This window comes from Anaerosalibacter bizertensis, assembly GCF_009696605.1.
Lineage (GTDB): Bacteria > Bacillota > Clostridia > Tissierellales > Sporanaerobacteraceae > Anaerosalibacter > Anaerosalibacter bizertensis.
Genome location: NZ_VULR01000013.1, coordinates 13,875 through 39,959 on the forward strand (window position 1 = coordinate 13,875; position 26,085 = coordinate 39,959).

The window sequence follows — 26,085 nt, forward strand, 5'->3', positions numbered from 1 at the left end:
AATACTTAGTAATAGATAAAGAAAAAGAAGCTGGACAAGGTTGGAAAAAGGAGGAAATAGAGATGAAACATAAAAAGACAATTCTTATATGTTCTTTAATTACAGTTTTAATAATATACATAATATTTCCATATATATCCTTAGAAAAAGAGGAAGCTGCTTTTCAGGGAAATGATAATATAATAAGATTTCATGTTATAGCAAATAGTGATTCTAAACCTGATCAAGAACTAAAACTAGAAGTTAGGGATAGAATATTGGAAGAAGTTGGAGGAGAATTTGATAGTTCTAAAAATATAGATGAATCTAGAAAAATAATAGAAGAAAATTTAAATAAGATTAAAAACATAGCAGAAGATCAAATAAAAAAAGAAGGGAAAGATTATAAAGTAGAAGTTTCTTTGGGAAATGATAATTTTCCTACAAAGACCTATGGAGATTTAACATTGCCTGCAGGAGAGTATGAAGCATTGAAAGTAGTCATAGGAGAAGGGAAAGGTAAAAATTGGTGGTGTGTAATGTTTCCACCTCTATGCTTTGTAGATATAACCCATAGTGTATCTTCTGTGGATGAAGAAGAATTTAAAGAAGAAATTAACAAACAAGAAAAGGAAGATGAAGAAGCAAAAGAAGTAAAAGTGATGGAGGAAGAATATTTAGAAGAAGAAATAAAAGAAGAAAATGAAGAAGAAACGGATACTATAATAGTAGAAAAAGAAGAGGAAGAAGAACAGGAGATAGTTTTAAAATCAAAAGTAGCAGAATTATTTGAGAAAACAAAAACTCAAATGGCAAAAATGTTTGTAATTGAATAAAAGGGTGAGTCAAGCAACTTTGACTCGCCCTTTATTACATTATATTTATATTCTTGAATAAAAAACGTAATTTTACAAAAAATAAGGAAGAAAATAATTTGTTAATTGAGAGGAGGATACTTTTGAAAAAAAGATTACTTAATAAAAGATTTCTTGCTATATTTTTAGTGGCAATAAGTGTTTTCTCAATAATGACTTTTTATGAATTTAAAAAACCTGTGGAAAGTTCAACGAAATATGAATATTATCAAGGTTCAAAAGTATTATATTGGGGAACTACTGGTCAAGATGTTAAAGATGTTCAGTGGAAATTAAGAAATTGGAAATATTATAATGGCAAGGTAGATGGTATATATGGGGCAGATACTTATAGGGCTGTAAGAAGATTTCAAAGTAAAAATGGGCTAAAGGTAGACGGAGTTGTAGGATTGTCTACAGCAAGGGCTATGGGACTAAATTTTGCAACTGCTTCTAGGGGTGCAGTTCCTGCTACATCTACAGCAGGTATAAATAGAAAAGACGATGTATATCTTCTAGCAAGGGCTATACACGGTGAAGCAAGAGGGGAGCCTTATGTAGGAAAAGTAGCAGTAGGAGCAGTAATATTAAATAGGGTTAGACATCCATCTTTTCCTAATACAGTAGCTGGAGTTATATATCAACCACTAGCTTTTACAGCAGTAGCAGATGGTCAGATAAATTTAGCCCCTGGTAAAGATTCTATTAAGGCAGCAAGAGATGCTTTAAATGGATGGGATCCAACCTATGGTTCGATATACTATTGGAATCCAGCTACAGCTACTAGTAAGTGGATTTGGTCTAGAAAAGTAACACTTAAAATAGGTAAACACTGGTTTGGAATATAAGGAGGGATTTTAGTGGATAATAGAAGATGGATAATTCCTACCGTGTTGTCTTTGGTTCTTGTTGTAGCATTGGTATGGGGATATAACCAGTTCAATACAAAGAATGATTATGAAACAGCACTAACCAACCATTATCAAAGACTTTTTTATGACACAAAAAAACACGTAGAAAATGTGCAAGTATCTCTTTCTAAAGCCTTAGTATCAGATTCTAAAGAACAAAATGTTTTATTATTATCCCAAGTTATGAATGAGGCCTATTTTGCTCAAGATAAACTATCACAGATGCCAGTAACTCATGCAGATATAGCAAAAACACAGAAGTTTTTAACCCAGGTAGCAGATTATAGTTATTCCCTCATACAAGATCATTTAGATGGAAAAGAACTGACTAATAAACAAAGAGAGACTTTATTTAACCTTCAAGGAAACACATCAAATTTTAATAAAGAACTATCTGCTTTACATGATAAAATATTGGAAGGAGATTTTAATGCTTCAAGAACTAGTGCAAAGGAAAGGAATAAATTGCAACAGGTAAATAAAGAAATGTTACAAACAAGGCTTGTAAGTTTTGAAAAACAGATGGGGAAATCTCCAGAACTAATATATGATGGACCTTTTTCAGACCAAAGGTTAAATAAAAAGCCTGTAGGATTGGGGAACAAAAAGGTTACAAAAGACGAGGCCAAAAGGATTGCAAAACAATTTGTAGGAGATAAAAAAGTAGATGAAATAACTTCCTTTGAAGAAGGTAAGGATATTTCTAAAGTTGCCATACCTTCACATACATTCAATGTACTGCCTAAAAACACTTCAAAAGATATGGCAATATATATGGGGGTAAGTAAACAAGGTGGCAATGTAGTATGGATGGTAAACCCTAGGAGGGTTTCTAAAAACAATCTATCTATGAAACAGGCAGAACAAGAGGCATTAAAATTTTTAAAAGAAAAAGGATTTACCAATATGGAGCCTAATTATTCTTTAAAATATGATGGCGTAGCAGTATTTAACTTTGCTTATAAGGAAGGAAATGTAACAGTATATCCAGATCTTATAAAATTAAAAGTGGCATTAGACAATGGAGAAATAATAGGTTTTGATTCAGCTGCTTATCTTATGAATCACAAAAAGAGAAATATACAAAAGCCAAATATTACTCCAGAAAAAGCAAGAGAATCTGTAAAAATAGATTTTGATATAGATAGTACTCGATTGGCAATGATACCAAAAGGAAGTAAAGAAATACTCTGTTATGAATTTAAAGGAAAATATAAAGGTTCAGATTTTATCATTTATATAAATGCTCTAAATGGGAAAGAGGAAGATATACTTCAAATAATTAAAAGTGAAAATGGTACACTGACCTTTTAAAAAAATAGTTGTAAATTCCCCCTTTTATCTGTACAATATAGATAAAAGGGGGAATTTTAATGGACAATAGGCCCATAGGTGTTTTTGATTCAGGAATCGGTGGACTTACAGTCCTTCAAGAAATAATGGAACAACTTCCAGGAGAAGATGTAGTATATTTTGGTGATACAGCTAGGATCCCTTATGGGACAAGATCGAGAGAAACAGTTATAAAATATTCTTTTCAATGTATTAGATTCCTCTTAAGCAAAGACATAAAAGCAATAGTAATAGCCTGCAATACTGCCAGTGCTATGGCTTTGGAAGAAGCAAGAAAAGTTTTCGAAGTCCCTATACTAGGAGTAATAGATCCAGGAGCTAATGCAGCAGTATCTTCAACAAAGAATAATAAAGTAGGTGTCATAGGTACTACAGGGACAATAAATAGTGAAGCTTATCAGAAGAAAATAAGAAGAGCTCATCCTTCATCAGAAGTAATTGGAATTTCTTGTCCTCTATTTGTTCCTATAGTAGAAGAAGGGTGGGAAGATACAGACGTAGCCTTTATAACAGCGGAAAAATACCTTTCAGGATTAAAAGAGCATACCGTTGACACTTTGGTTTTAGGCTGTACTCATTATCCAATACTTAGATATACTGTAGGAAAAGTTATGGGAGATGGGGTTAAACTTATAAATCCAGCCTATGAAACAGCAAAATGTACTAAAAAACTTCTCAAAGAAGAAGGACTTTTATCAGAAAAAGTAGATGGAGCTAAATACGAATTTTATGTTAGTGATGATCCAGAAAAGTTTAGAAGAATAGGAGGAAATATACTGAGAAAAGAAATTGCCACAATTCAAAAGGTTAATATAGAAGTACTTTAGTACTATTAATATAAAAAAAGGCACTAAATAGTGCCTAATCTTTAGCAGGTACTGCCCAAAATCTAGCATTTATAGGAGGTGTAGAATGAACGATAGTTTTATAAAGGAAAATGTTTATGAGATATTAGATTATATCGATGAAGGAATCCATATTATTGATAAGAATGGTAGAATAGTTTATTATAATAGATTTGCTCAACTTATTGATGATATAGATAGGGACAAAGCTATAGGAAGACATATATTAGAGGTATATCCTTCCCTTTCGTATGAAACTAGCACCCTTCTCACTGTTATGAAAACTGGAGAACCTATATTAAATGTAGAACAGACTTTTATAAACTATAAAGGTAAAAAAATAACCACTATAAACTCATCCATACCTATAAAGTCTAAAAAAAGAATTGTAGGTGCATTAGAAATATCAAGGGATATAACCCAAGTAAAACAAATGTCAGAAACTATAGTAGAATTGCAAGATGAATTGTATAATGGAAAGAAAAAAGAGAAAAAAAAGAATAAAAAGAATAAAAGAGCTAAATATACATTCATGGATATAATAGGAGAAAATAAGGAAATGTTAGATCTTAAATCTTTAGCCCTAAGGGCTGCAGATACAGATGCCCCTGTCCTGGTATATGGTGACACAGGAACAGGAAAGGAGTTGTTTGTTCACTCTATTCACAATGCAAGTTCTAGAAAAGACAAACCTTTTATTGCTCAAAATTGTGCAGCTTTACCAGCCAATTTATTAGAAGGAATACTATTTGGAACTGTAAAGGGAGGATTTACAGGAGCTGAAGACCGACCAGGTTTATTTGAATTGGCTAACGGCGGCACATTATTTTTAGATGAAATAAACTCAATGCCTTTGGAATTACAAGCCAAACTTCTTAGAGTACTACAGGATAATGTAATAAGAAGAGTAGGAGATATAAAGACTGTAGATGTAGATGTAAGGATTATTACAGCAACCAATGTACCACCAGAAGAGGCAGTGGAAACAAAGCAAATGAGAAAAGATTTATACTATAGATTGAATGTAGTAAGTTTTGAAATACCCCCTCTTAAAGAAAGAAAAGATGATATTCCTATACTAACTAAATTTTTCATCGAAAAATTCAATGAAAAATTAGGGAGAAATGTAGAAAATGTTTCTAATGAAGTAATGAAAATATTTTTTGAATATGATTGGGAGGGAAACGTTAGAGAATTAGAGCATTTGCTTGAAGGAATAATGAGTATTTATGATGTAAAAACAATAGAAGTAGAACATTTAACTTCTAAATTTAGAAATTATAAAAAGAATATAAGACAGAATGGAACAAAATCTTTAAAAGAGACTTTAGAAGATACTGAGAAAAATATAATATTGAATGCTTTAAAAACAAATAATGAAAACATAACTCACACAGCAGAAATGCTTAAAATTCCAAGGCAAACCCTTCAATACAAAATAAATAAATATAATCTAAAATAAGATTCTAGTGCCAAAACTTTAGTAGAATAATGCCGAATATTAGGCTAAAAAAACGTTTTTGGCACAATTTATTTTCCCTTAAAAAATACTTATACCCAATTTAAAGGGGTTTAACAAGTTTTTATATTTTTTGGCACGTTAGTTGCATTATTTTATAGTTGCTTTGTGAATTGTTAATATATTGGCAAACACAGTTTATCTACTTTTATAAATAAGGAGGAGAGCATAATGAAAAAAGGTTGTCCTTATGGAACACACAGAGTTTTAGAACCAAAGGGTGTATTACCACAACCAGCATTTAAAATCAGCAATGATATGGAAATCTACGACAATGAAATACTTATTGATGTACAAACATTAAATATTGACTCAGCAAGTTTTACTCAAATAAGTGATGAAGCAAAAGGCGATGTTGAAGGTATCAAGAAGATAATGAAAGGCATAGTAGATGAAAGAGGTAAACACCAAAACCCAGTAACAGGTTCAGGTGGAATGCTTATAGGAACAGTTGAAAAAATTGGACCAGCATTAGAAGGAAAAACTGACCTTAAAGTAGGAGATAAGATAGCAACATTAGTATCACTATCTTTAACTCCACTAAGAATTGATGAAATAACAGATATAAGACCAGAAATAGATCAAGTAGACATAAAAGGAAAAGCAATACTATTTGAATCAGGACTTTATGCAAAGATTCCAGAAGATCTACCAGAAAACTTAGTACTATCAGTATTAGACGTAGCAGGAGCACCAGCTCAAACAGCTAAAATGGTAAGCCCTGGGGACACAGTAGTAATAATAGGTGGAACAGGAAAAGCAGGAATGCTTTGCCTATATGAAGCAAAGAAAAGAGCAGGAGTTACAGGAAAAGTTATCTGCTTAGATTATAGTGAAGAAGGACTAAAAAGAGCTAAGGCAGCAGATTTAGCAGACGAATACATTCAAGCAGATGCAACAGATGCAGTATCAGTAATGAACAAAATAGCAGATGTAACTGATGGAAAAATGGCAGATGTAACTATAAATATAGTTAATATACCAAATACAGAAATGGCAAGTATCTTAGTAACAAAAGATGAAGGATTAGTATACTTCTTCAGTATGGCAACAAGCTTCACAAAAGCAGCATTAGGAGCAGAAGGAGTAGGAAAAGACGTAGAAATGGTAGTAGGAAATGGATATACTAAAGGTCATGCAGAAATTTCATTACAAATCATGAGAGAATCAAAAGCACTAAGAGATATCTTTGAAAAACTATATGCTTAAAGTACACTTTAAGTTAACTCAAACATTATATTGATGTTGACTTAAATAAAATATATTTAAATTCACATAATTAAAAGGAGGATTTTTTAAGATGAGATCATATAAAGATATTGAACTTTGGAAAGATGTTACAGAAGAGCAATGGAATGACTGGCATTGGCAAGTACAAAATAGAATCACTGATGTAGAAGATTTAAAGAAGGTTATTAAATTAACTGATCAAGAAGCAAAAGATATAGGAGAAGTATTAAAGAAATTTAGAATGGGTATCACCCCATACTATGCTTCATTAATGGACCCAGAAGATCCAAACTGTCCAGTTAGAAAACAAGCAGTTCCAACTATAATGGAAACTCATGCTGGATTTGGTGACATGGAAGACCCACTACATGAAGATGCAGATTCACCAGTACCAGGACTTACTCATAGATATCCAGACAGAGTACTTTTCTTAATAACTGACCAATGTTCAATGTATTGTAGACATTGTACAAGAAGAAGATTTGCTGGACAAAATGATTCTGGAGTACCAATGGAAAGAATCGACGCTTGTATAGAATACATTAGAAATACTCCAGAAGTAAGAGACGTATTACTTTCAGGTGGAGACTGTTTATTAGTAGAAGATGACAAATTAGAATACATTTTCAAGAAATTAAGAGAAATCCCACACGTTGAAATAGTTAGATTAGGATCACGTACACCAGTAGTTATGCCTATGAGAATTACAGATGATCTAGTAAACATGCTTAAAAAATATCATCCAGTTTGGTTAAATACACACTTTAACCATCCAAAAGAAATTACTCCTGCAGCAGCAGAAGCTTGTAGAAAATTAGCAGATGCTGGTATTCCACTAGGAAACCAATCTGTACTTCTAAGAGGAGTTAATGACTGTTCAAATACTATGTTAGAATTAATGCATGGATTAGTTAAGATGAGAGTAAGACCTTACTACATCTACCAATGTGACCTATCCATGGGTATTGAACACTTTAGAACTAAAGTTTCAAAAGGATTAGAAATCATGGAATCATTAAGAGGACATACTTCAGGATATGCAGTACCAACATTTGTTGTTGACGCTCCAGGTGGAGGAGGAAAAACTCCAGTTATGCCACAATATCTAATCAGTATGTCACCATCAAAAGTTGTATTAAGAAACTTTGAAGGTGTTATTACAACTTATACAGAACCACAATATATAGAAGAAGAATGTAACTGTGAAGCATGTCAAAAAGAAAAGAAACAATATTCTACTGGAGTAGCAGGATTATTTGAAGGTAAAGATGTAAAAGTACTAGAACCTACAAAACTATTAAGAAGAGAAAGAGCTGAAAAGAGAAATAAGTAATTAATAAATAGTCAGTTAATTGATTTCAAATAGAAAGAAGGGGTGTTCTAATTGTCTTTATTGAAGCTGATAAGAGGAAAGTATGAAACTGTATCTATAGTAGGAATGGCCAAAAACACAGGAAAAACCATGACGTTGAACCATCTTATAGGAGAAGCCATAGATGAATCGGTAGTAGTCGGTATCACATCTATAGGTAGGGACGGGGAAAGTTTAGACCTAGTAACTGAAACGGAAAAACCAAAGATATTTGTTGAAGAAGGGACTTTGGTTGCAACTACTTCAGATATGCTTCTTTTAGGAGATGCAAAAGTAGAGATTATCAGCGTAACAGACTATAGAACCCCCCTTGGTTCTATAATCATTGGTCGTGTAAAGGATAGCGGATATGTTCAAATAGGAGGCCCCCAAACTGTAAAAGAGACTAAAGAAGTTGCCAATATAATGTTAGAACTTGGGGCGGAATTTGTAATAATTGATGGAGCCCTAGATAGGATATCCTCAGCAGCCCCCTCTGTTTCGGAAGGCACTATCCTATCTACAGGTGCTACATTAAGTAGGAACATGAATAAAGTTATAGAAGAAACACTACATGTAGTGAACCTTTTAAAATTACCAGAAGTTAAAGATGAAAAAGCAAGACCTTTAATTGAAGAGATCGTTGAGTCCGGAAAAGTTTGCTTAATAAACGAAGATTACGAAATAGAACCATTAAAAGTGAGAACGGCTTTAAGTTGTGGTAATATCATTGGAGATCATATAAGTGAAGATACTAAATACGTAGTAGTATCTGGCTCCCTAGTTAAAAATACGATAGAAGATATGATTAAAACCACAAGAAAATATAAAAATGTAAAGATAATAATAAGTGATGGTACTAAAGTATTTATTAAACCAAAAGACTGGCTTAGATTTCAGCGATACGGCGTTAAGGTAGAAGTGCTAAATAGTATAGAGCTTGTAGCCATTACAACAAACCCTTATGCTCCTCAAGGATATTATTTTGACCCAAGGGAATTTTTAGAAAAAATGAAAGGCTACGTAAAAGAAGTACCAGTTATAGACGTAGTTCTTGGTGGTGAATAATATGGAATTTATGAATGAATTGACAAGAAAAAGTTTGGACTTTGATTATGTGTTGAGCAGGATAAAGACATATACCCCTTATGGTAAAGGATATAAGGAAAATATGAGACCCTATTTACCTGGTGAAGAGGAAAGGCTAGAAGAGGAGCTACAAAGAATAGAACAATTTTTAAAATATGCAAAAGATCATGACTTTTCAAGGGAAATAAATGATATATTTGCACATACAAAAGATTTAAGAACTTCAGTTAAAAGGACTATGGAAGGCTGTGTCCTATCAGAAGTAGAGTTATTTGAAATAAAAACTTTTCTTTTCTTAATAAGGGATTTAGATAAAATTTTAAAAAAGTACGGAATGGATGATTGGAAGGATATAGAAATAGAACCTATAGAAAAGTTAGAAAAATTGTTAGACCCGGATGATACAAAGATTGCTACATTTTATATATATGATTCTTATTCTAAAAAACTTAAAAATATAAGAAAAGAAAAAAAAGAAGTAGATAGAGAGATAAAGAAAAGGAAAAAAGAAATAAAAGATAAGGTTAAAGAAGACCTAAATATGAGATTTCGTCCAGACGGTTCTATAGTAGTTCCTAAAGAGAACCAAAGTGTTTTAGATAAAATTGACACTAACCCCTATTTAACCTATGTTTCGGAAACCTATATGAACGTGAAGTTTACTATAAAGTCAACGGAAGAAATTTCTGATTTAGAAAGAAAACTTTTCAATCTCAAAGAAAGAGAAGAAGAAGAAGAGTACAAAGTGCGTGAAGAAATAAGTAAGCAAATAGCCAATTCTAGAAAAAAACTTTTCAGAAATATGGCTAGTATTGGTAAACTGGATTTTATCCTGGGAAAAGCTCAGTTTGCCATAGAAACTAATGCAGTTAAGCCAGAGATTGTAAAGGAACATTGTTTAGTCATTGAAGAAGGCAGGCATCCAAAAGTAGAAGAATTTTTAAATAAAAAGGAATTAGAATTCACTCCAATATCTATAGATCTAAAAGAAGGTGCAGCTTGTATTACAGGAGCTAATATGGGCGGGAAAACTGTTAGCTTGAGACTAGTAGGACTTCTTGCGGCAATGGCTCAACATGGCTTATTTGTACCAGCAGATAGTATGAAACTTGGACTAAGTAACTTTATATGTACATCTATAGGAGATATGCAATCTACAGATAAGGGCCTTAGTACCTTTGGCGGAGAAATAAAATTGGTTCAAGAAGCTATTGAAATAGCTCATAAGAAAGGGATTATCCTTATAGACGAGTTGGCCCGTGGAACCAATCCACAAGAAGGATATGCTATATCCAAAGCACTTATAAAATTCTTAAAAGATAAAAATTCAATAACATTAGTAACAACACATTATGACAATATTGCAGATATGGAAGGCGTAGCCCATCTTCAAGTAGTAGGGCTTTCAGATATAGAGTTTGAAAAACTTAACGAAGAATTGAAGGATAGAGAGCTAGACAAAATGGACATAATAAATAGGTATATGGATTATAGACTGGTAGAAGTAAAAAGTAAAAAGGAAGTTCCAAAGGATGCACTAAATATTGCAAGGCTAATGGGACTAGATGAAAAAATTATACATGAAGCAGAAAACATATTAGAAGAAAAATAAAGGAGGTAGACATTGTGGAAAGCAAATTAAATCTTGATTCAAAAATAATTGACAGTGCTAGAACAGCAGCTGCAAATATTGCAGACGATGTTCAAGAATTTATAGATGCACATACTACTACAGCTACAGAAAGAACAGTTACAAGACTTCTTGGAGTTGATGGAGTAGATGAAATCGAAAAACCATTACCAAACGTATTGGTAGACAATATAAAAGAAGGTGGCGGACTACCAAGAGGAGCAGCATTCTGGATTGGAAATGCTATCGTTCAAACAGGAGATGACCCACAAACTATAGCGGAAAAAATTTCAAGAGGCGAATTAGATATAACTAGATTAGATATAGCTAGTGAAGAAAAAATTAGAGAAGCTATTTATCCAATAGCAGAAGAAAATGTAGCAAAGATTAAAGCTAATAGAGAAAAAAGAGATGAATATCTAAATACAATAGGTGAAGGAGAAAAACCTTATATCTATGTTATAGTTGCTACAGGAAATATATATGAAGATATCATTCAAGCTAAAGCAGCAGTAAAACAAGGTGCAGATGTTATAGCGGTTATTAGAACTACAGGCCAAAGTTTACTTGACTATGTTCCTTATGGTCCAACAACAGAAGGATTTGGTGGAACTTATGCAACACAAGAAAACTTTAGATTAATGAGAAAAGCATTAGATGAAGTAGGAGAAGAAGTAGGAAGATACATTAGACTTTGTAACTATTGTTCAGGACTTTGTATGCCAGAGATTGCAGCTATGGGAGCAATGGAAAGACTAGACATGATGTTAAATGACGCTCTTTATGGAATACTATTTAGAGATATCAACATGCAAAGAACATTAGTTGACCAATACTTCTCAAGAGTTATAAACGGATATGCAGGAATTATTATAAACACTGGTGAAGATAACTATCTAACTACAGATGACGCAGTAGAAGCAGCTCATACTGTACTTGCTAGTCAATTTATAAATGAACAATTTGCACTAAAAGCAGGACTTCCAGAAGAACAAATGGGACTTGGTCATGCATTTGAAATGGATCCAGATGTAGAAAATGGATTCTTATATGAACTTTCACAAGCTCAAATGGCAAGGGAAATATTCCCTAATGCACCATTAAAATACATGCCTCCAACTAAATTTATGACAGGTAATATATTCAAAGGACATGTACAAGACGCATTGTTTAACATGGTAGCTATAATGACTAACCAAGGAATTCAACTTCTTGGAATGCTTACTGAAGCAATTCATACTCCACATTTACATGATAGATTCTTATCAATAGAAAATGCAGAGTATATCTTTAACAATGCTAGAGATTTAGGAAATGAAATAACATTTAAAGATGGCGGAATCATTCAAAAGAGAGCACAAAAAGTATTAGGAGATGCAGAAGAACTTCTAAGACAAATTGAAAAAGAAGGATTATTCTCAACTATCGAAAAAGGTAAATTCGGTGGCGTTAAGAGAGCTAGAGATGGCGGAAAAGGACTTGAAGGTGTAGCTAAAAAAGATGAAGGATACTTTAACCCATTCATTGAATTAATGCTTGGAGGTGAAAGATAATGGCAACAATAGAAACTGAAAAAGTGGATTTAACAAAAGTAAAACCTTATGGGGATACAATGAACGATGGAATGATGCAACTTGGATTTACATTACCAGTACCAGATGGAGACGAAGCAGTTGAAGCAGCAAAACAATTATTAAAGAAAATGGGATTAAATGAACCAAGTGTGGTTTATCACCAAGATTTAGGCATAGGATACACTTACTTTGTTGCTTATGGAAAATGTCAACATACTGTTGATTATTCAAAGATAGAAGTACCAAAAGTTGAAGTAGATACTATGAGTAAAGAAGAAGTAGAAGAATATATAGCAGAAAATATAAAAAGAGAAGTAGTAGTAGTAGGAGCTTGTACAGGTACAGATGCTCATACAGTAGGTATAGATGCTATTATGAACATGAAAGGCTATGCAGGCCATTTTGGACTTGAAAGATATGAAGGAATAGAAGCAGTAAATATGGGAAGCCAAGTACCTAATGAAGAATTAGTAGCAAAAGCAATAGAATTAAATGCAGATGCAATATTAGTTTCCCAAGTAGTAACTCAAAAAGATGTTCATATACCAAACTTAACAGAATTAGTTGAACTATTAGAAGCAGAAGGTTTAAGAGATAAAGTAGTTCTTTGCTGTGGTGGACCAAGATTAAGCCATGAATTAGCAAAAGAACTTGGCTATGATGCAGGATTTGGAACAGGAAGCTTTGCAGAAGACGTAGCTAGCTTTATAGTTACAGAAATAGTTAACAGAGACCTTATATAAGACTATAACAATATAAAATATTATGAAAATGGATAGACGTCCGGAAGTCTATCCATTTTTTTAAAATCAGGGGAGGTTAGTACTAACCTCCCCTGATTTTATTTTATATAGTTGACTTTTTTAGTAGTAGATATATAATATTATTAACAATGAAAATCATTCTCAAATGGAAGGGGATAATTATGAATAATAACCTACTATTAAAAATAGATGAATTGAAAGTTTCAGCAGGAGATAGAAATATATTAAAGGGACTCAATTTAGAAATTAATGAAGGGGAAACCCATCTAATAATGGGGCCAAATGGAGCAGGGAAATCTACTCTTGGCAATGTATTGATGGGGCATCCAGAGTATAAGATAGATGATGGAAGTATTTACTTCAATGGTGAAGACATAAATGAGCTTTCAGTAGATGAAAGGGCTAAAAAAGGATTATTCCTTTCTTTTCAATATCCAGAAGAAATTTCAGGAGTAACTGTAGAAAATTTTTTAAGGACTTCAAAAATGGCTGTTACAGGAGAGAATATACCAATATTAAAATTTCAAAAACAGCTTAAAGAAAAAATGGACTTATTACAAATTCCAGAAGAATATAAAGAAAGATATTTAAACGTAGGGTTTTCAGGGGGAGAAAAGAAAAAGAATGAAATACTTCAGATGGCCATTCTAGATCCTAAATTAGCTATATTGGATGAAACTGATTCTGGACTAGATGTAGATGCTATAAAGGTCATATATGAAGGTATAAAGACTTTAAAAGATGGTAAAAAATCCTTCTTGGTTATAACCCATTATAATAAGATATTAGACTATTTAGATCCAGATTTTGTTCATATATTGGTAGATGGAAAGATAGTTGAAACAGGAAGTGCAGATCTTGCTAATAGGATAGAAGAATTAGGCTATGAACACTTCAAGAAGTAATTTGAATAAGGAGAGATAATAATGGAATCTAGGAAGAAGACTTATGTAGAGGATATTGATAGAACTATTTATGATATAGCTAATGAAGAGAGACATAGATTTGCAACTATAAAAGGTTTAAATGAAAACATAATAAAAGAAATATCTAAAGAGAAAGATGAACCTAAATGGATGTTAGACCTTAGGTTGAAGTCTTTAGAAATATATAATAGTAAGCCTGTACCTACTTGGGGACCAGATCTTTCTGAACTTGATTTGGACAATATAGTCCACTATATTAGACCAGATACAGATATGAGTCATAGTTGGGAAGAAGTACCAGAAGATATAAAGGATACCTTTGAAAGACTTGGAATACCTCAAGCAGAAAGAGAATCTTTAGCAGGTGTAGGTGCCCAATATGATTCAGAAGTTGTCTATCACAATACTAAAGAAGAACTAACTAGACAAGGCGTAGTATACCTTGATATGGAAACTGCTGTTAAAGAGTATGAAGATATAGTGAAGAAATATTTTATGACTCTAATACCCCCATCATACCATAAGTATGCTGCCTTGCACGGTGCAGTATGGTCTGGTGGTTCTTTTGTATATGTACCAAAAGATGTAAAAGTAGATATACCTATCCAATCTTATTTCAGGCTTAATGCAAAAGGGGCAGGCCAGTTTGAACATACATTGATTATAGTAGATGAAGGTGCAGAACTTCATTTTATAGAAGGCTGTTCAGCACCAGTGTACAATGTTCAAAATGTCCATGCTGGAGCAGTAGAGTTATTTGTAAAAAAGGGTGCCAAACTTAGATATTCTACAATAGAAAATTGGTCAAAAAACATGTACAATCTCAACACTAAGAGAGCATTAGTTGAAGAAGAAGGAACAATAGAATGGGTATCTGGTTCTTTTGGTTCCAGAATATCTATGCTATATCCTATGAGTATTCTGAAAGGAAGAAGAGCTAAATCAGAATTTACAGGAGTGACTTTTGCAGGTGAAGGTCAAATATTGGATACTGGAGCAAAAGTATTATTAGCTGCCCCGGAAACCTCTTGCATTATAAATTCAAAGTCCATATCAAAATCAGGAGGAGTTGCAATGTATAGAGGACTTCTTCAAGCAACTAAAGAAGCCAGTGGAGCTAAAGCTGCAGTGAACTGTGAGTCGTTGATGCTAGATAATGATTCAAAATCAGATACTCTCCCTATTATGGAATTTAAAAATGACAATATAGATATAGGGCATGAAGCAAAAATTGGAAGGATATCTGACGAAAGTATATTCTATCTTATGAGTAGAGGAATGAGTGAAGAAGAGGCTAAGGCCATGATAGTAAGAGGATTTGTAGAACCTATTACAAAAGAGTTGCCTCTAGAATATGCTGTAGAACTAAATAACCTTATAGATATTGAATTAGAAGGCACAATAGGTTAGGAGGATTAATATGTTGAAAAATTATAGGGCTCAGAATATAAAAGAATATGAAATGCTTCCTAATCCATATTGGAAGAGAATAAATGAAAAGATACTATTCCCAGAAAAGGTGTTGGATTACAACAAGGATATTATAGTTGAAAAGAATTTTAACAATGTAATGGATGTAGATGAAGAGCTATGCTTTAAATATATAAAGTATTTAGAACTAGATAAAAACTATGGATTAGGAGAGAAGTTTTTAAGATTTTCAGAAGGTTTTTCTAATACTGGTCTTTTTATAGATATTGAAGCTGGAGATAAAGGAAATAGGGCAAGAATAGATTTGAATATAGATTCAGAAAACCCTATTTTAGTAGATCATAACCTTATTATATGTAGAGAAAATAGTGAGTTAGATATATTTATAAATTATGAAGATGATAAAAAGACTAATGGTTTTCATAATGGATTCACAAAGATATATGTAGAAAAAGGGGCAAAATTAAATCTATATAGAATACAGAACTATTCTCAAAAAATTCAACATTTTGATTCTAGTGTAATATTTGTAAATGAAGATGCAGAAGTAAATATAATAGATATTCAACTAGGCTCGAAACTAAAAGGGGTTAATTATGATGTAGAGCTTAAAGGGGATAGGAGTTTTTGCGATATAAAGAACGTATATCTAGGAACAGATAAGGATAAAATGGATTTTAATTATGATATTAACTTTTTAGGTAGAAATGCTAAAGGTTATGTAGAATCGGTAGGGGCTCTAACAGATAAGGCTTGGAAAGTATTTAGGAGTACAGAAAACTTTAAAAAAGGTTGCAAAAAATCAGAAGGCAGTGCTAAGGAATATGTAACCTTATTGAATAAAGATGTAAAAAGCCATGCTATTCCAGCATTATTTTGCACAGAAGATGATGTAATAGGGGATCATGCAGCTAGTGCTGGTCAATTAGATGGGAACAAAATGTTTTATCTGATGAATAGGGGATTGGATAAAGAAGCAGCTAAAATCCTCGTAGTAGAATCATCCTTTGTCCCAATATTAGAAGGTTTACCTGAAGAGAATACGAAAAAAAACATAATAAATCTTGTAAAGGATAGGTTAGGAGGGGATTAGGTGAAAGATTATAAAGCAGATTTTAAAATTCTCAAACAAAAAATAAATGGCAGTACTATAGCTTATTTGGATAATGGGGCCACTACTCAAAAGCCTTTACAAGTAATAGAAGCCATAGAAGAATACAATAAACTTTATAATGGGAGTCCTCATAGAGGAGCCCATTATTTAAGTATCAATGCAACAAAACTATATGAAAATACAAGGAAAAAGGTAGCTAAGTTCATAGGAGCAAAGAATCCAAGAGAAATAGTATTTACCAAAAATGCTACAGAAGCTCTAAACCTTATAGCTTATTCTTATGGCGTGAATAATTTAAATGCTGGAGATGAGATTCTTTTAGCTATTACTAATCACCATAGCAATATAGTTCCATGGCAGATAGTAGCTAAAAAAACTGGTGCTAAAATTGTATATTTAGATTGTGATAAAAATGGACAGATGTATAAAGAAGATATAGATAAAAAGATAAATAAAAATACGAAGATCATAAGCTTGTCCCACCTAACCAATGTATTTGGAATGGTTCATCCTATAGAATATATAATAGAAAAGGGAAAAGAATATTCAGCAACTACTATAATAGACGGAGCTCAAAGTGTACCCCATATGAAAGTAGATATAGGAAATTTGAAACCAGACTTTTTAGTGTTTTCGGGACATAAGATGCTAGCTTCTATGGGGATCGGGGTGCTTTATGGAAAACTTGAAAAACTAGAAGAAATGGAACCTTTCCTATCAGGTGGAGATATGATTGAATATGTAGATCTTTATGAGACAAGCTTTGATGAAGTTCCATATAAATTTGAAGCAGGGACTCAAAATGTAGAAGGAGTAGTATCTTTATCAGCGGCTATAGACTATATTGAAAATATAGGAATTGAAAACATAGAGGCTATTGAGGAAGAACTATTAAAATATACATTGGAAAGATTAAAAAGGAATAAATATGTAAAAGTCTATGGAGGAGAAGATTTAAGAAATAGGAAGAGTATACTATCCTTCAATATTAAAGACGTTCATCCTCATGATGTAGCAACTATATTAGACAATAACAATGTAGCCATAAGGGCAGGTCACCACTGTGCTCAACCATTTATGAAATATATGGGACTTAATTCAACATGTAGAGCTAGTTTCTATTTCTACAATACTTTTGAAGATATAGATAGATTAGTAGATTCTCTTGGAGAAGTAAGGGGTGTTTTAGGATATGGATCTTAATCAAATATATACAGAGCTTATAAGGGAACATAATAAAAATCCTATAAATAAAGTAGAAATGCCAGATGCTACTATTTCAGAAAAAGGACATAATCCTAGCTGTGGAGATGAGATAATACTCCATTTAAAAGTAAAAGAAGATACAATAGTAGACGCCTCTTTTTCAGGAGTGGGATGTGCAATATCACAAGCCTCTACTTCTATGATGATAGACCTGATAAGAGGTAAAAAAATATATGAAGCTGAAAGAATTGTAGATATATTTTTGAAGATGATAAGGAAAGAAATAGATAATGAGGAAGAACTAGAGATATTAGGAGATGCTATATTTTTAAAGAACATTTCTAATATGCCAGCAAGGGTAAAATGCGGAGTCCTGTCTTGGCATACATTGAAAATAGCCTTAGAAAAAGTTAAATAAGATAATTAAAAAGAGCATATCCATTTTAAAAGTTGAAGCATACTTGCTTTTAAATTCTAGTATTATTTGATATTATAGTCTATATAGACATAAAACTAGAAGAAGGTGAAGATATGGACGATAATATGAGAATGGAAATATCTCAGCTTAGAAGGGATATTTTAGGATTAAGATCTGAAGTTTCTGGAATAAAAAACGATATTACATCTTTAAAAGGGTATGTTCTCAGATTGGATAGCAAAATAGATAAGGATTTAAAGACAATCTGTAGTGGGGATAGGGATGGCATAGAATCTATTGAGAGATTAACAAAAGAAGTAAAGGAATTAAATAGAAAAATGGAAAGAGAAATAAATAAACTGGAAAGGTTTGGAGGAATTAAATAGTAGATGTCAGGAGTTATAATTGAAGGAATATCTGCTTCAGGAAAATCCATTATATTTGAAAAGCTAACTAATAGGGACTGGTATAGAGAAAAGCAGAGTAAGATACAATTAAGTGAATATTTAACAGAAAGAATTGTGGAAAATATTGAGCCAACTGTGGATAAAAGGGTAGAGCTTTTAGAAGGATATGTGGATATCTTAGAAAAAGTTTATTTCAATTTCTATAATTCCCGATTTAAAAATACTAGTTTGGAAAGGGTGAAACCTTTTTTTATACTAGAGAGGTTCCATATGACCCATAGTGTAGAAGGTAGTTCTTTCAATGCCTTTAAAGATATAGACAATAGACTAAACAATATGAACTTTAAACTTATACTCCTTATGATGGATGAAAATGTAGTGAAAGAAAGGCTTATAGATACTTTTCCTAGAAGACCTGCAACTTGGAAAAACTATTGTTTATCCTTTGGAGGAATAGATGGAGCAGTAGAAAAATATGTGAATATGCAGAGAACACTTTTAAATTTTTCAAAAGAAACATCCCTTTCAAAGTTAATTATAGATACAACTAAAATGGAATGGGATAGATATATTGAAGAAATAGAAAGTTTTATACTATAAATCCAACTATATAGTACTATATAGTTGGATTTATTTATTCTAAAATAAAAACCAGTGAGAAAAGTCTCACTGGCCCAGGATGCTCCTATTTTTATTAGAATAAAAATTAACTAAAATCGGGATAAGTAAAATTTGAATTATAATCCCTGGTATTGCAGTAATAGTTGATCCTTTAAGAAAAAGCATAGGAGAAGGCAATTTTAGCCCAAAAACTAAAGTAAAAAGTATTATTGAAAGGGCTCCTCCTATTCGTCCTATAATCATAGAGAATATTAAAGATGGCATAAGTTTCATTCCTATTTTTTTATATAATAATCCAGATATAAGTCCATAAAACCCTAGTTCTACAACCATTATCCAAAGAAATGGTATTTGAGGCATACCAGTTATTAAAGAGTTAAGTATTGGTGCAAGTATCCCTACAACTAATCCTAAAGATGGGCCTAGTATAAGTCCTGCAAGTAATACTGGTAGATGCATAGGTGAAAAAATAGATCCTTTAATTCCAGACATATGAAAAGCCATTGGTAGTACAATACCTATTGCAAGTAATACAGCAGCCATAACTAAGTCCTTTGTTTTATACTTCATATAAATTCTCCTTCCTATATTGTTTAGTGTCCCATCTTAATTATACTACTTTACTTTAAATTCTTCTAATTCTTTTTTCAAGTTCCTGGATAGGGAGAATAAATCTTTAGAATAATCTTTTATTTTCCATGTATTTTCTAATTGTCTATTAGAGATGGAGGAAACATTCTCTACCTTCTCAGTTATACAAATATTTGCATTAGCAATATTTTCTCTAAAAGCAAATATTTCTTCCTTGCTATCTACAATGTCCCTTAATACTTCCAAGTTTTTATCTATATTGTATTGGCTATATTTTAAAAACTCATCAATTGCATAACTATATTTATTAATACTATTAAATCTTTTATTTTGACTATGAAGAGTATCCTTAGTCCCCTTTACATCATGATGCAAATTTCTTAGATCCTTATCTATATCTTCAAAAGTAGTAGAAATAGATTTTATAGATTCTTCAATTTCATCACTTAAGGCTTTAATTTCTTTATTAGCTTCAGGTTGTTTATCGTTATCATCTTCTACATTTGCAATTAAAGTTAAGATACCAACTTTTTCATTTGCATTTTCAACATTTTCTACAAACTCTTTTAAATTGTGAATATGAAGTTTTAAACTATCTGCTCTACTTATATTTTCTTCTAATAGATTAACTAAACTGTTGATTTCACGGTTTAAATAGTTAAAAGAATCCTTTCCTGCTGAAGCTATTTTGATCTTTTTTTCTACATCATCTCTCATAACCAAAAGAGATTCATCTACTACATCAACCTTTTCATATACCCCACAAAGTCCATTAAAGGCATCATCTAAATACTCACCTTGAGCTTCTAAGCTAAGTTTGATATCTTCAGTCATATAGTTTAATTTTCCACCATTTATTTCTTCTTCTTTTGATATCAACTCTAAGGTCTTAGAATGATGTTTTACACTATTGGTCATATTCACAACATCTTTAATAGTATTGTTTAACTTATTGCTCATAACATTGAATTCTCTGGCAGTATTATATAATTTGCTGTTTTTATGAATTCTATCTACATCAATTTGTTCTGTAAAATCTCCTCTTCTCACTTTTCTAATATGGGAGGAAATGTGACTAAAGTCCTTATGAAAAGAGAATAAAAATATGACCAAAACAATTGCAACGGATAGACTAATTGTGAAACTATTTATGTATTTGCTTAAACCTGTAAGTTGAAGGTTATTGTTTTTAAGTAAATTTGATATTTCGTAGTATGAGGTATAGAATAGCCCAGCTGTTAAAATCCCTACCAATATAAGTAGAATAGTAAACTTCCAACGCCTTACTTTAACTGTTTTTAAGGTTTTTTCCTTCATTAAATATCCCCCTCAATCTTTTCTAAAAATTGCTATTTTTTTCTTACTATTGTTATCTTATTTGACATATAGACAAAAAACAAGGAGACAAAGGACTCATTTTTACTAGTCTTCATGAGACTTTTGTCTCTTTTTAAGATAAAAATCTGATATTTTCAAAATAGGTTAAAAAACTATCCTAAAATGTCAGAAAATTTAGAACGGTTTTCATTGTAGATAAAAAAGGCAAGTGTTATAATCTCATATAAGGAAAACCCTGGAAATCAGATAAGAAGTTTACAAATAAAAAAGATATACAAATATATTTATAAGGTGGTGAGATAAGGATCAATCATAGGTATATCTTTTATATTTAATATAAAACAGGGGGTAAAGGGATATATGAAAGGGAAAAGAGATATTAGAAAGGTACTTTCAACTTTGCTTGTATTTATACTTTTATTTAGCTCTTTTACAGCATTTACCGAAAAGAATTTAAATGAAGGTGTAAATAGTTTAAAAGAAGAGCTAGAAGAACAAGCAAAGAAAAAGATCCATCCAGATGTACAGAAGGTCACTGACAAAAATGAAGATGTAGAGGTTTTGGTTTATTTAAAAGATAGAGTAGATCCAGATAAGGTAGCAAAGGCAAATTTAGAGGGGAAAACTCCTTATGAAAGGAAACTATCAGGTAGAAAAGCTCTACTAAATACTTTAAAGGACAAAGCAGAAACTAGCCAGTTAGATTTAATAAAGTATTTAGAACAGGAAAAGGAAAAAAACAGGGTATCAAATTTTGAGTCCTACTATATAGTAAATATGGTATATGTAAAAGGGAATAGGGATGTTGTGAAAAATATATCTTATATGGACGAAGTAGAAAAAATATATCTAAATAGAAAAATTGATAATAATAGACCTAATCCTAAGAATATGAAAGGTATATTAGAAAGTGATGATGAAATAGAATGGAATATAGAAAAAGTAGGAGCACCACTAGCTTGGGATCTAGGTATAGATGGTTCAGGAGCAGTAATAGGATTGATTGACACAGGAGCAGATTGGACCCATGAAGCTTTAAGAAAGGGTTGGAGAGGCTACGATCCAAACAATCCAGAAAAACCAAATTCAGAAGGCAACTGGTTCGATGCTGTAAACAATAGGGATATGCCTTATGATGAAGCTGGTTCACCTCATGGTAGCCATGTTTTAGGAACTATACTTGGGCAGGGACCAGAAGGAAAAAATAAAATAGGTGTAGCTCCAGGAGCTAAATGGATTGCAGCAAAAGCCTTTAGTGAAGAAGGTGGATATGATAACTGGCTTTTAGCAGCAGGAGAATGGATGCTGGCACCAGGTGGAGATCCATCCTTGGCACCAGATGTAATAAATAACTCTTGGAGTAGTGGTGGTGGAAATACCCTTGATGAATGGTATAGGGATATGGTTAAAGCTTGGAGAGCGGCAGGTATACTTCCAGTATTTGCAGCAGGAAATGAAAGACTTGGTCCATCACAACCTGGTTCAATCCCTAACCCGGCTAACTATCCAGAAAGTTTTGCAGTAGCAGCTACAGATAAATCGAATAAAAGAGCAAGTTTCTCTAAACAAGGTCCAGGACCTTATGGTGAGGATATAAAACCAGAGATATCAGCACCGGGAGTAGGTATACGATCTTCAGTACCAGGAGGATATGAAGGTGGATGGAATGGTACAAGTATGGCAACTCCACATGTAGTAGGAGCTACAGCCTTGTTATTATCAGCAAATAACTCTCTTTCACCAGATGAGATAGAAAATATTATTCAAGAGACAGCTACTCCACTTACAGATACTCAATATGAAGAGTCACCAAACTTTGGATATGGTTATGGGCTTTTAAATGTATTTGATGCAGTTTCAAAGGTTTCAACAGGCAGTGGAACTATTAAAGGAAGGGTTTCAATAGATGGAGAAGATTTAGATGATCCAGAAATAGAACATAAACCTATAAAGGAAACCTTTATAGGCTCAGATATATCTATAGAAGCTAAGATAAAAGATGATGTGTCTATAGTAGAATCTCAACTATATGTAAAACAGGATTCAAGTAAATATTGGATAGTACTACCTTTAAAATTAGAATCGGGAAATGAAAAAGAAGGTATATATAAAGGAACAATACCTGCAGATTTAGTTAAGGAACCAGGTATTTCATATAAAATTAAGGCAAGAGACTTTGGGGGAAATATAGTAGAGACAGAAGAGTATAAAATAGGGGTGAAGTTTGGTATACTTCCAGATGAATATGAAACCAATTTTGATGATTATCCATTAGGTTGGAAAATAGCGGGAGAATGGGAGTGGGGAACCCCTTCAGATAGTGGAGGACCAAAGCCATATGCTGGAGAAAATCTAATAGGCACAAAATTAGATGGAAAATATTCTAACAAGCAAGACAGCTTGCTCATTACTCCACCTATAGATTTAAGGAATGAAAATTTAGAATCGGTTGCCTTTAATTTTTTCCATTGGTATGAGACTGAGGCCAGATATGATAAAGGACAGGTTCTTATAACCAATGATTATGGGGAAAATTGGACAAAAATAGGTCCTGAATATTCAGGAGATGGGAAGAGTTGGGAAGAAGTATCTATTGATTTAAATGATTATATAGGCTCAAAAGATCCAGTGTTTATAGGATTTAGATTTACATCAGATATATCTGTAAATAAACTTGGATGGTATATAGATAGTGTATCTTTAAAATCAGTAGAAGCCAATGAAAATATTGAAATTGAGAAAGAAGAAATGGAAAATAATGAAGAATTGGAAGACGGAGAAGAAATAAAAGAAGGTTATGTAGAACCTGGAGATTTAGAATATAAGATTGAAAAAAGCAACAAAAGAACTATAGATAAATATGAAAAGATTTTAGACCAAGCTAAAGATAGAGAAATAAAAACATCAAGCCTTCCAATAGATGCTGTAATAACAGTTTTAGAAACAGGTAAAAGTATAAGGACCAATCCGGCAGATGGAAGCTATATGTTGAAACATGCTGCCAATAAAACTGGAGAAAATTGGACCCTTAGAGCAGAAGCCTATGGATATTATCCAAAAGAAGCAAAAGTAGAACTAAAAGATGGGGAAACTATAAAGCAGAACTTCAAGCTAGATCCAATACCTACAGGAAGAATAGTAGGAAAAGTATTTGATAGACATTCAAAAGAACCAGCTAAAAATGCAAAGATTAGGATTAAAGAAGACTCAAGAATTGAAGAAGTAGTAACAGATGAAAATGGAAGATTTATAATGCCAGATATATTTGAAGGAAGCTACACATTAAAAGTCATTGCTGATGGATTTGAACCTGGAGAGATATCTATAAAGGTAGAGCCAAATAAAGACAATGAAGTAGAGATACCCCTTAAAAGGTTTGTAGGCTATGAAGAAGATCTAGTCTATGATGATGGGACTGCTGAAAATGCATTGGTATTGAGAGCTGCTGGTGATGGACTAGCAACTAGGATGACCCCTTCAGAATATGGAAAGGTAAAAGGAGCAAATATATATTTCTGGGACAACTCTTGGCCAAGCCCTGGTGGTAATGAAATAGGTGTAGTACTATTTGATAGCAAACCAGATGGAGAACCAGGAGAAATGATAGGAAAACCTAAATATGTAACTATTGAAAGGGGTAAATGGAACTATATAGAACTATCAGATTTTGGATTTGCTACAGATAGGGATTTCTATATAGCTACATTCCAAAATAAAATTGGAGATGAATCGCCAGGTACTGGAATAGATGAAAATGGTAAATTTGAAGGCAGATCCTATCTACATTCAGATGGCAGTTTCCAAAAGCTAACACAAGACTATGGAAATGTAATGATTAGAGGAATAATGGAGTACTCTCTAGAAGCACCAGATATAACCAACCTTAAAGAAGTGAACTATGTAAATAAGGACAGTATAAAAGTTGAAGGTTCAGTAATAAAAGATGCCCAGGTGAATATATATATTAATGGGGAGAAAGCACTGGAAGTGCAATCAAAGAACAGGAAGTTCTCAGGAGAGGTAGAGCTACCAAAAGATGAAAACAATATTACTGTAACGGCGGCAGCAAACGGGAAAGAAACAGAACCGTCAACCCCAGTAAAAGTTATTAAAGATAAAACTCCTCCAGAATTAAATATACTATCACCAGAAGAAGGCATGAAGACAAATAAAGAGGTAGTTCATATAGTAGGATCGGCAGAAGATGAACACTTCAGTAAATTGTTTGTCAATGAAAAAGAAATAAAAGTAAATGAAGATGGAACATTTGAAGAAAGGGTACTAATAAATTCAGGTGAAAACAATATAGTTGTTAAAGCTACAGATTTGGCAGGAAATGAAACTGTAGTGGAAAGAAAGGTATATCTAAGTAATGATGTACCAACTATAACAGATATTAAACCAGATAAAAATATAAAAGTTAGACCAGGGGGTAAAGTAGAGGTTAGTTTCAGGAGTGAAACAACAGGAGGAAAAGGTGAATTTAGAATACTACTTCCAGCTACATTACAAAGTAGTAATGGTTCGGGAATAGAAATGATAGAAGAAGAGCCGGGATTCTACAAGGGAACCTGGACTGTACCAAAGGGAGTATCTATAAAAGAAGCCATAGTAGAAATTCAATTTACAGATACCTATGGAAATACTGTAGTAGAAGTAGCTGAAGGAAGGATAAGTACAAGAGGAGGAATGTTTTGGTTTATTAAGAAACTTTTCTAAAACTGAGGAGGATTAAGTATTATAAATAAGCGGAGGATTTCTCCGCTTGTTTCTTCTTTACATTACCATGATAAAGTGTTATAATTTTTTATTATATATTAAATATCCTCCTAAAACATTTTCCTAGTTAAAGTCATTAAAGTAAAACTATAGATTTATTTCAAATTAAAGTTGACTAGGAAAATGAATTGTCATATAATAAAGTTACATCTAAA

21 protein-coding genes are annotated in these 26,085 nt (G+C 32.4%); 19 read left to right on the forward strand and 2 right to left on the reverse strand.

The window, feature by feature from the left end; translation table 11 throughout:
* Positions 1-62 precede the first annotated feature (62 nt).
* The 18 genes from spoIIR (at position 63) to FYJ27_RS09555 (ending at position 19,201) form a co-directional block, all read left to right on the forward strand.
* The gene (gene spoIIR, locus FYJ27_RS09470) at positions 63-815 is read left to right on the forward strand and encodes a stage II sporulation protein R (RefSeq protein WP_154484610.1); all 753 of its coding nucleotides are present in this window, start codon (positions 63-65) and stop codon (positions 813-815) included.
* Positions 816-937: 122 nt separating this feature from the next.
* Positions 938-1,681, forward strand: a complete 744-nt coding sequence (gene sleB, locus FYJ27_RS09475) for a spore cortex-lytic enzyme (RefSeq protein ID WP_229775520.1) — start codon at positions 938-940, stop codon at positions 1,679-1,681.
* 12 nt (positions 1,682-1,693) lie between these two features.
* Positions 1,694-3,058: a germination protein YpeB gene (gene ypeB / locus FYJ27_RS09480; RefSeq protein ID WP_326831069.1), complete on the forward strand. Its 1,365-nt coding sequence runs from the start codon at positions 1,694-1,696 to the stop codon at positions 3,056-3,058.
* Positions 3,059-3,117: 59 nt separating this feature from the next.
* Positions 3,118-3,924, forward strand: a complete 807-nt coding sequence (murI, locus tag FYJ27_RS09485) for a glutamate racemase (protein WP_154484611.1) — start codon at positions 3,118-3,120, stop codon at positions 3,922-3,924.
* Positions 3,925-4,009: 85 nt separating this feature from the next.
* The gene (locus FYJ27_RS09490) at positions 4,010-5,404 is read left to right on the forward strand and encodes a sigma-54 interaction domain-containing protein (protein WP_154484612.1); all 1,395 of its coding nucleotides are present in this window, start codon (positions 4,010-4,012) and stop codon (positions 5,402-5,404) included.
* 228 nt (positions 5,405-5,632) lie between these two features.
* Positions 5,633-6,670, forward strand: coding sequence for an L-erythro-3,5-diaminohexanoate dehydrogenase (gene kdd / locus FYJ27_RS09495; protein ID WP_154484613.1), 1,038 nt, complete (start codon positions 5,633-5,635; stop codon positions 6,668-6,670).
* A 91-nt stretch (positions 6,671-6,761) separates the two neighbouring features.
* A complete protein-coding gene (gene kamA / locus FYJ27_RS09500) occupies positions 6,762-8,024 on the forward strand; it encodes a lysine 2,3-aminomutase (RefSeq protein WP_154484614.1) in 1,263 nt (420 codons plus the stop codon).
* A 51-nt stretch (positions 8,025-8,075) separates the two neighbouring features.
* Positions 8,076-9,110 (forward strand): lysine 5,6-aminomutase reactivase subunit KamB, encoded by a 1,035-nt coding sequence (gene kamB, locus FYJ27_RS09505; RefSeq protein WP_226808344.1) that lies wholly within the window; start codon positions 8,076-8,078, stop codon positions 9,108-9,110.
* A 1-nt stretch (position 9,111) separates the two neighbouring features.
* Positions 9,112-10,743 carry a lysine 5,6-aminomutase reactivase ATPase KamC gene (gene kamC, locus FYJ27_RS09510; RefSeq protein WP_154484615.1) on the forward strand — a complete coding sequence of 544 codons (1,632 nt, stop codon included), beginning with the start codon at positions 9,112-9,114 and terminating at the stop codon, positions 10,741-10,743.
* A gap of 14 nt (positions 10,744-10,757) precedes the next feature.
* A complete protein-coding gene (gene kamD, locus FYJ27_RS09515) occupies positions 10,758-12,314 on the forward strand; it encodes a lysine 5,6-aminomutase subunit alpha (RefSeq protein ID WP_326831070.1) in 1,557 nt (518 codons plus the stop codon).
* The gene (kamE, locus tag FYJ27_RS09520) at positions 12,314-13,078 is read left to right on the forward strand and encodes a lysine 5,6-aminomutase subunit beta (RefSeq protein WP_154484616.1); all 765 of its coding nucleotides are present in this window, start codon (positions 12,314-12,316) and stop codon (positions 13,076-13,078) included. Before kamD ends, kamE begins: the two co-directional genes overlap by 1 nt.
* Positions 13,079-13,260: 182 nt before the next feature.
* Positions 13,261-14,004, forward strand: a complete 744-nt coding sequence (gene sufC / locus FYJ27_RS09525) for a Fe-S cluster assembly ATPase SufC (RefSeq protein WP_154484617.1) — start codon at positions 13,261-13,263, stop codon at positions 14,002-14,004.
* Positions 14,005-14,025: 21 nt separating this feature from the next.
* Entirely contained in the window at positions 14,026-15,435 is a 1,410-nt protein-coding gene (gene sufB, locus FYJ27_RS09530) for a Fe-S cluster assembly protein SufB (protein ID WP_154484618.1), read from the forward strand.
* 10 nt (positions 15,436-15,445) lie between these two features.
* Positions 15,446-16,549, forward strand: a complete 1,104-nt coding sequence (locus tag FYJ27_RS09535) for a SufD family Fe-S cluster assembly protein (RefSeq protein WP_154484619.1) — start codon at positions 15,446-15,448, stop codon at positions 16,547-16,549.
* Complete coding sequence (locus FYJ27_RS09540) at positions 16,550-17,773, forward strand: SufS family cysteine desulfurase (RefSeq protein ID WP_326831071.1); 1,224 nt, start codon at positions 16,550-16,552, stop codon at positions 17,771-17,773.
* Positions 17,763-18,194, forward strand: coding sequence for a Fe-S cluster assembly sulfur transfer protein SufU (gene sufU, locus FYJ27_RS09545; RefSeq protein ID WP_154484620.1), 432 nt, complete (start codon positions 17,763-17,765; stop codon positions 18,192-18,194). The genes FYJ27_RS09540 and sufU overlap by 11 nt, the downstream gene beginning before the upstream one ends.
* A 113-nt stretch (positions 18,195-18,307) precedes the next feature.
* A complete protein-coding gene (locus tag FYJ27_RS09550; RefSeq protein ID WP_154484621.1) occupies positions 18,308-18,580 on the forward strand; it encodes a hypothetical protein in 273 nt (90 codons plus the stop codon).
* Positions 18,581-18,583: 3 nt separating this feature from the next.
* Positions 18,584-19,201, forward strand: a complete 618-nt coding sequence (locus FYJ27_RS09555) for a hypothetical protein (protein ID WP_154484622.1) — start codon at positions 18,584-18,586, stop codon at positions 19,199-19,201.
* Between the two features lie 66 nt (positions 19,202-19,267).
* On the opposite strand, the gene FYJ27_RS09560 is transcribed toward FYJ27_RS09555, so the two are convergent.
* Together FYJ27_RS09560 and FYJ27_RS09565 are read right to left on the reverse strand one after the other, a co-directional pair.
* Positions 19,268-19,792 (reverse strand): ECF transporter S component, encoded by a 525-nt coding sequence (locus FYJ27_RS09560; protein ID WP_154484623.1) that lies wholly within the window; start codon positions 19,790-19,792, stop codon positions 19,268-19,270.
* Between the two features lie 45 nt (positions 19,793-19,837).
* Positions 19,838-21,130 (reverse strand): methyl-accepting chemotaxis protein, encoded by a 1,293-nt coding sequence (locus tag FYJ27_RS09565; RefSeq protein WP_154484624.1) that lies wholly within the window; start codon positions 21,128-21,130, stop codon positions 19,838-19,840.
* 381 nt (positions 21,131-21,511) lie between these two features.
* Between FYJ27_RS09565 and FYJ27_RS09570 the strand changes: the two genes are divergently transcribed.
* On the forward strand, positions 21,512-25,870 hold the full coding sequence (locus FYJ27_RS09570; protein WP_154484625.1) for a S8 family serine peptidase: 4,359 nt from the start codon (positions 21,512-21,514) through the stop codon (positions 25,868-25,870).
* The last annotated feature ends 215 nt before the right edge of the window (positions 25,871-26,085 follow it).